Annotated in this window: 3 protein-coding genes; 2 read left to right on the top strand and 1 reads right to left on the bottom strand. The window is 48.4% G+C overall.

Annotation, left to right across the window (positions count from 1 at the left end):
- The first annotated feature begins 775 nt into the window (after positions 1-775).
- The gene (locus H6G00_RS08505; RefSeq protein WP_347278163.1) at positions 776-4,699 is read left to right on the top strand and encodes a glycerophosphodiester phosphodiesterase family protein; all 3,924 of its coding nucleotides are present in this window, start codon (positions 776-778) and stop codon (positions 4,697-4,699) included.
- Between the two features lie 533 nt (positions 4,700-5,232).
- Here H6G00_RS08505 and H6G00_RS08510 read toward each other — a convergent pair.
- Positions 5,233-5,622 (bottom strand): IS1 family transposase, encoded by a 390-nt coding sequence (locus H6G00_RS08510; RefSeq protein ID WP_190640985.1) that lies wholly within the window; start codon positions 5,620-5,622, stop codon positions 5,233-5,235.
- 200 nt (positions 5,623-5,822) lie between these two features.
- Between H6G00_RS08510 and H6G00_RS08515 the strand changes: the two genes are divergently transcribed.
- Positions 5,823-7,481 carry a calcium-binding protein gene (locus H6G00_RS08515; RefSeq protein ID WP_190796428.1) on the top strand — a complete coding sequence of 553 codons (1,659 nt, stop codon included), beginning with the start codon at positions 5,823-5,825 and terminating at the stop codon, positions 7,479-7,481.
- The last annotated feature ends 347 nt before the right edge of the window (positions 7,482-7,828 follow it).

The raw sequence follows: 7,828 nt of genomic DNA on the forward strand, positions 1-7,828 counted from the left end.
TTCACCTACGGCATCCTACCCTAATCCCTCTTCTGTCACTCTCACTGGAGGATAGCTGAAATGAGGTAAATTCGTTGTGATTAGCTTGAATGAATTCAGCTAAACCGCACATCAACAGCACAAGAATTTATCCTCTTCTCAGAGTGGCAGAAGAGGATAAATTCTCAGCCTAAATCAAGCTCTGCTTCCCTCCTAGTCACCATTCCAGGTTCACCCCGTTTTGTCAGTTAAGCAGCTCACTCAACTAGAACTGGAAGCATGAGTCGCTGACGGACGAGTGAACTTTCTGTGCAATAGCGCAGTAAGTCTAGGGATGAGGGGTGCTCCATCAGTTTTTGAGGTAACTATATGTTCTTTTAGAAGACCTTAAGTCAGTGTGTTTTAGAACACTTGAAAAGTTTGAGGATTTTTGCAGGCCTTGTAGATCTAATAGAACGAAATTAACCCAGAGAGTAACTTGTAATAGAAGATTTACGGAATTAACCTCAGGACATTGTTCTATTAAAGATCAATTAATGCATTCTTAAGCTGAGAATGGCAGGGTTTTTGTGGGTATGAATTTTGCTTCGGTTGTATTACAACCCAGCTCATGTGATGCACTGCATTGCATATATGGGTTGCAATACTGCCTTGTTTTCGGATGTCTTCAAAACAACGTTAACCGTAATTGCAGCATTCATTTTGATGAAAAATTCTTCTGGATTTTTATCCATTAGCCACAGTATTTTCAGTATCTAAGGAGTCTTAGCAAGAGATGGCAGATTTTGACACAAACATTGAACCTGCTGAACTAGAAGGATTTGCTTCTTTGCCTGCTGATACTTTCGCAGAGGGACCTGAAACGGGTGAAGGTATTTCAGGAAATGGTCGAACTGGTCCTTTTGAAGGTCCTCCTATTCAAGGTTTTAGCGGTGTGCAGTTTGCTCCTGGTGGCGACGGTTCCACCTATTGGTTCCTCTCGGACAACGGCTTTGGCTCCAAGTTCAACAGTTCCGACTATTTACTCCGCATCTATCAGGTTGATCCTAACTTCGCGGGTTCTGAAGGGGGCGATCGCAGCGTTGAGGTGCAAGGGTTTGTTCAACTTAGTGATCCAAACAACCTAATTCCATTTGACATTCAAAATGAGGGAACGAGCGATCGCCTGCTCACGGGTTCCGACTTTGATGTCGAGTCTCTGGTGATTGATGGCAATGGCGAGATCTGGATTGGAGACGAATTTGGTCCCTACATCCTGCACTTTGATGCCACGGGCAAACTGCTGGAAGCTCCCATTCCAACGCCTAACGTCAACACCGTCAATACGCTCGATAACACCCTCAACACGCTCAACGGTCAAGATCCGCTTGTCATCGGACACCGGGGCGCAAGTGGCGAATTACCTGAGCACACCCTAGAGGCATACAGACTAGCCATCACTCGTGGTGCTGACTTCATCGAGCCTGACCTGGTATCCACCAAAGACGGCGTATTAATCGCTCGCCACGAGCCAATCCTGGGTGGCACCACCGATGTTGCCAGTCGTCCCGAATTTGCCGATCGCAGACGTGATGGAGTCATTGACGGCGTTCTGTATGAGGACGAATTCTTTGCCTCCGACTTTACTCTGGAGGAAATCAAGACCCTGCGGGCGATCATGCCTCAGGACTATCGCACCGATGTCTTCGATGGCGTGTTCCAGATCCCAACCTTTGAAGAAGTGATCAACTTGGTCAAACAGATTGAGGTAGATACGGGTAAAAAAATTGGCATCTATCCCGAAACCAAGCACCCTACTTATCACGACGACCTGGGACTGTCTTTGGAAGAACCCCTGCTGGAAACCCTGGAGGAAACTGGCTTTACCGATCCTGACCGCGTCTTCATCCAGTCCTTTGAAGTTTCCAATCTAAAGGAACTGAACACCAAGACAGACATTCCGCTGGTGCAGTTGCTAGATGCTTATGACGTGGCTCTGGATGGTTCTCTCATTTATCAAGATGTCAATGCTCGTCCCTACGACTTTGCAGTCAATGGTGACAATCGCACTTATGGTGATTTGCAGACTCCAGAGGGACTTGCAGAAATTGCTGAATATGCCGACGGCATTGGACCCTGGAAGCGAATGATTGTCTCCGTCAAGGGCGTAGATGCCAACGGTGATGGTGTGGCTGACGATGTAAACGGCGATGGCACCGTAAATGATGCAGATAAAACAACCACTGCCCCCTCCAACTTGATTTCTGATGCCCACGAAGCAGGGCTGTTGGTTCATGCTTACACCTTCCGCAATGAGGATCGCTTCCTTGCATCTGACTATCAAGGCAGTCCCAATGAAGAGTATGAGCAGTTCATCAATTTGGGCGTGGACAGTTACTTCACCGATTTCCCCGGTACAGGCGACCTGGTGCGCGATCAGATTACGGGTGAATTTGTGCGATCGCCTCAAAACCCAGACGTGCTTACCGCCACTGAGTTTGACACGCTGACAGGTGAAGCTCCCATTGTGATTGGTCATAGAGGCGCATCCGGTCTACGCCCAGAGCATACCTTGGAAGCTTACAAGCTGGCGATCGCTCAGGGCGCTGACTTCATTGAGCCCGACCTAGTAGTCACCAAAGACGGCGTTTTGATTGCTCGCCACGAGCCTATGCTAGCAGTGGTAGCGCTCAACCCCGATGGCACAATTCAGCGCGATGCCAGCGGCAGGCCTGTACTGAATACGACCGACACCAGCACCGATGTTTACCTGCGACCTGAATTTGCTGATCGTCTAACCGTGAAGAACCTGGATGGTCGTCTGGTTGGTGGCTGGTTTGCCGAAGACTTTACCCTGGCAGAAGTCAAGCAACTGAACGCGATCGAACGGCTTCCGGCTCTACGTAGCACTGCCTTCAACAACGATGGATTGAAGGTACCTACGTTGGCTGAGGTAATCGACCTGGTGCAAGAAGTTGAGGCTGAGACGGGTCGCCAGATCGGCATCTACCCCGAAACCAAGCACCCTACCTTCTTCCAGCAACAAGGTTACAACACCAGCGAAATTTTGGTAGACACTCTGGTGTCCGAAGGCTTCACCGACCCCAACCGGGTTTACATTCAGTCCTTTGAGGTGAGCAACCTGAAAGAACTGAACGACACAATCATGCCCGAAGCAGGTATCGACATTCCTCTGGTTCAGCTCTTTGGGAGTTCAGGTCAGCCCTACGACTTCGTAGTCAGCGGCGACACTCGCACCTACACCGACTTGTCTACTCCAGATGGATTGGCTGAAATTGCTGAATACGCGGCGGGGATCGGACCCAATAAGCAGCGCATTGTCCCCCTCTCTACGGTCGATGCAGATGGCGACGGTCAGCCCGATGACCTGAATGGCGACGGTGCTATCAGTGATGGCGATCGCGTCACAGGCACTCCCACCACTTTGATTCAAGATGCCCATGATGCCGGGTTGCTGGTTCACCTCTATACTCTGCGGAATGAGAGCTTCTTCCTGCCGGATAGCTATAACGGTGATCCGCTGAATGAATACGAACAGTTTATCGAACTAGGAGTAGACGGCTTCTTCACCGACTTCCCCGGTACTGGATTTACTGCCCGCAGCAACTTCATCGAAGAACCCGCAGTTTCTAACTTAGGCGGCTCTCGTGGCTTTGAAGGCATGGCCTTTAGCCCCGATCGCACCACCCTCTACCCCATGCTAGAAGGAACCGTAGTGGGTGATCCAACTGGCTCATTGCGGATCTATGAATTTGATGTTGCCAGCAGTTCCTTTGAGGGATTACTTGGACTCTATCAGCTAGAATCGCCCAACAATGCGATCGGTGACTTTACCCCCATTAATGACAAGGAGTTTCTCGTCATCGAGCGAGATAACAACCAGGGAGCGACAGCCGGATTCAAGAAGATCTTCAAAGTTAATCTGTCTGAGGTTGACGACAAGAACTTTGTCAAGAAGGAAGAACTAGTTGACTTATTGAACATTAGCGATCCTAACGACTTGAATGGCGACGGCAGCACCACTTTCAACTTCCCCTTCCAGACCATTGAAGATGTCTTAGTGTTCGATTCGGATACCATCCTGGTAGCCAACGACAACAACTATCCCTTCTCCGTGGGCCGCGGCCCTGACATCGACAACAACGAGATTATCCAGCTCAAGCTAAACACCCCCCTGGATTTAGATCCTCGCCTGGGTGTTGCTGGACTCAACGCAGTCACAGAAACCCTCGACTTTGAAGGCGACGAACTGGCTGCTGGAACGGTCATCACCGATCAGTTTGCAGATTTGGGTCTTTCCCTCTCTTCTGACTCTGGCGATCTGATGCTCTTTGATTCTGAAAACCCCACGGGCGGCGATACTGACCTGGCTACACCAGACAAAGGTAATGTCCTGATCATCTCGGAAGACGGTAACTCTTCTAACCCGGATGACAACGGGGAAGGAGGCACGGTGAGCTTCCAATGGGATTCTTTAGTGGGTGTTGTGAGCGTGGGTCTACTCGACATTGAAGAAGCAGGTGGAACGGTTACACTCTATGACAGTGAGAGAACTGCAATCAAAACTATAGAGATTCCCCCACTTGAGAACAACAGCTTCCAGCAACTGTCTCTCAACGCAACTGGCGTGAGTGCTATGGATATCTTCCTGGTAGGAAGCGGAGCAATAACCGACCTTCAGTTTGTTTCCATCCCCAATGGAATCAGCTTGCCTGCATAAATAGGAATCCTTAAGTTGGGCTTTGCTTCTGCAATCCCCGATTTGTGCACAGTGACTTTTATTTGACGTGGGGAGACATTAGTGTCGTTAAAGCAGCGAAGCTAAATCTGGCTTGCTTTTTTGCCTCAAGCCAGATTAGCAATGCTGATGGACAGAGGCTAGTCCACTGAGCAAATTCTCCCTGTAATCCTGCAACAGAGGAGATTTTGCTCGACGACACTAATTTGTCCCAATGTCATTTAATGGCTCTTCCCAACTTTTGGCGAAGATGGATGCGATTGCGAATTTGAGCGATGTGGATTCTAGATTTAAGGCTACCTCAAGAACCTCGATCACTAAAAGTTGGGAAGAGCTCATTTAATTTGGCACTGTACAGTGAGTCCGAAAATACTTGGGGTTAATTGTTAAGAGACGATCTCTGAGTCCAAAAGCTTTCAAAAAGCTGTTGATAGAGGTGGTTATTGGAAGTGATCGCTCTGCTTCATTTCGTGTTTCTATCTACTGATAAATTTTGCAGTTAAGCAACTGAATTGTCAGACAAACAGAGTACCCCTGTGGGTAATGACGAGATTGCATTCCTCGCGAAATGACCACAATTCATCCATTTGCACAACTAGTCGAGACGTTGTTTTGGCAACAACCTCTGCTCGCTGTGGTAGCTCAGCATGAACAGCATTCACGTACTGTTGCAACCAACTTTCCGACAACTGGAGCACCCGTGCAATACCTGCTAGTGAAATACGTTCCAGCAACATTCGATCAATCAAAGTATAGGTGTCCTTGTCTTTCGGTTTCCACGGAGGATTCTCCACAAACTGACGACCACAATCGCGACACTTGTAGTTCTGTTTTCCCCGACGAGTAGTGCCGTTTTTCATAATGTCATCGGAACCACAGGTGGGGCAGAGGAGATAAGGCTTCATGATGGATCAAATCTGTGAATCGGTGCATCATCACGGCTGACCTATAATAGCTACTCCTAATTTTCTCTACCCTTTATTAAAAAGCACTACCAACATCCTTAACCCGAACTGAGATTGTTGTTTAAATTCCATCACTATTTCTGGAAAAACAATTATGGATATGGTAATTATTCTTTCACGTACTACCCGTAAATACACGCATGGCAGTTTTCAACGGCGGTAATGGCAATGACTTTTTTGAGGGAGCCAATGAACCCGACACCCTCACGGGTAATGGGGGTAATGACACGTTGCTGGGAGGCGACAACTTCGACTGGATCGAAGGCAATGATGGCGACGACCAACTCGATGGGGGAAGCGGTGACGATACGATATCCGGAGGAAATGGGAGCGATAGTATCACAGGCGGCAGTGGCAACGACTTCATCTTTGGTGGAGTCGATGAAACCAATCAAGTTCCCCACTTGGGCAACGATACTATATTTGGGGGTGACGGCCAGGACCAGATTTTTGGCAGTAACGGCAATGATGTGATCTCCGGCGGCATTGGTAATGACGGTCTGTTTGGTGGACTTGGCAATGACACCATCGAGGGTGGTGAAGGAAATGATTATCTGTCCGGTGGCGCAGGAGTGAATCGCCTCACCGGTGGAAATGGTAATGATAGGTACCAAATCGAGAATCTGTTAGACCAAATTATTGAAACCGGAACAGTGGCAGATATCGACACCATTTTGTTTGATGTTGCGGGTGCTACGTCTTACACGTTAACTAGTGAATTTGAAAATCTCCAACTGCTACGCGGTCTGAATGGTACGGGAAATGCCCGAAACAATTTGATTTTTGGCAACGATGGGGCAAACACGCTTCAGGGGTTGGATGGAAACGACCAACTTTATGGAAGCACAGGAATCAATAATGTCCTTGATGGGAAGGATACATTGTTCGGTGGCAACAATAATGATGTCTTGCGCGGAGACAGGGGTCTTGATGTCCTGACAGGAGGAAGCGGGCGCGATTGCTTCGTTTTCAGCCAGCTAAATCAGGATGGAACCGACCAGATTACAGACTTTAATTCACGCGAGGATACGATCGCTCTCTATGCTGCTGACTCCATCTCTCCAGGGATGAATCCAGGTTATGCGGGTATGGGATTAACGATTAATTCCGTTCTTCGCCAAGATCAGTTTCGGATTGGCAATGGGGCTTTAGATGCCAGCGATCGCGTCATTTATCAATCCTCGACAGGCCGTCTTTTCTTCGATCCTGACGGAGTAGGCGGGCTAGCTCAGGTGCATATGGCGACCCTCACCCCAAATCTGACTCTGAGCCATCACAACCTCTTCGTATTCAGTCGCTACGACATTCTCGGATCGATTCCCCTACCTCCCCGCAGTAACGTCATTAACGGTACGAATGCTAGCGAAACGCTGCGGGGTAATGCTGCCGCCAATACGATCCGAGGGTTGGGTGGCAACGACGTGTTGCTAGGTAACCGTGGAAATGACAACTTGGATGGTGGAGCAGGTAACGATAGATTGCTAGGTGGAGCGGGTAACGATGCACTTGATGGTGCAGTCGGAAATGATGTGCTCCTAGGAGGATTAGGGGCAGATCGGCTCATTGGAGGTGCAGGAACCGATCGCTTTGTTTTAACTCGTCGTCAGGGGCGCGATACCATTGTCGATTTTCAAAATGGACGTGATCGCCTTGTATTGACAGGAGGCTTACGATTCCGCGATTTGCGAATTACTCAGGTCGGGAACAATACGCTAGTGCAAGTTGGAAATGAGTCTCTGGCTCTACTAACAGGTATTGCCACAACTCAAATTAATGCGGCTGACTTTGTCATTGGCTGATGGCAATCACTGCATAGTTACGGAGAATGATACTGATTCAAGGGATTTAGAACTGCGATTTTTTCAAGAAATCGCAGTTCTAGGGGTGATGAGGGCGTCGCTGCAACCAGGGGCAATTAGCCTGAAGTTCTTACTCTGTAATGGTTTTAGGATAGTTCACTTATACTAATAAAATGCAGAAATTCTACAATCTGTCACCACGATTCAAGGAATTTGTGTTGTTTCGGGCTATACCCCTCTTTCATCACTCTAGGCGGAGTAAAATAAGAGTGAGTTTCTCCAAAGTTAGATAGGGCAATGGTTACACCCCGCCAAGCCGTTAGTACAGTCACGTTCATCGACAACTA

The organism is Leptolyngbya sp. FACHB-541, from assembly GCF_014695875.1.
Classification (GTDB): domain Bacteria; phylum Cyanobacteriota; class Cyanobacteriia; order Elainellales; family Elainellaceae; genus JAAUTN01.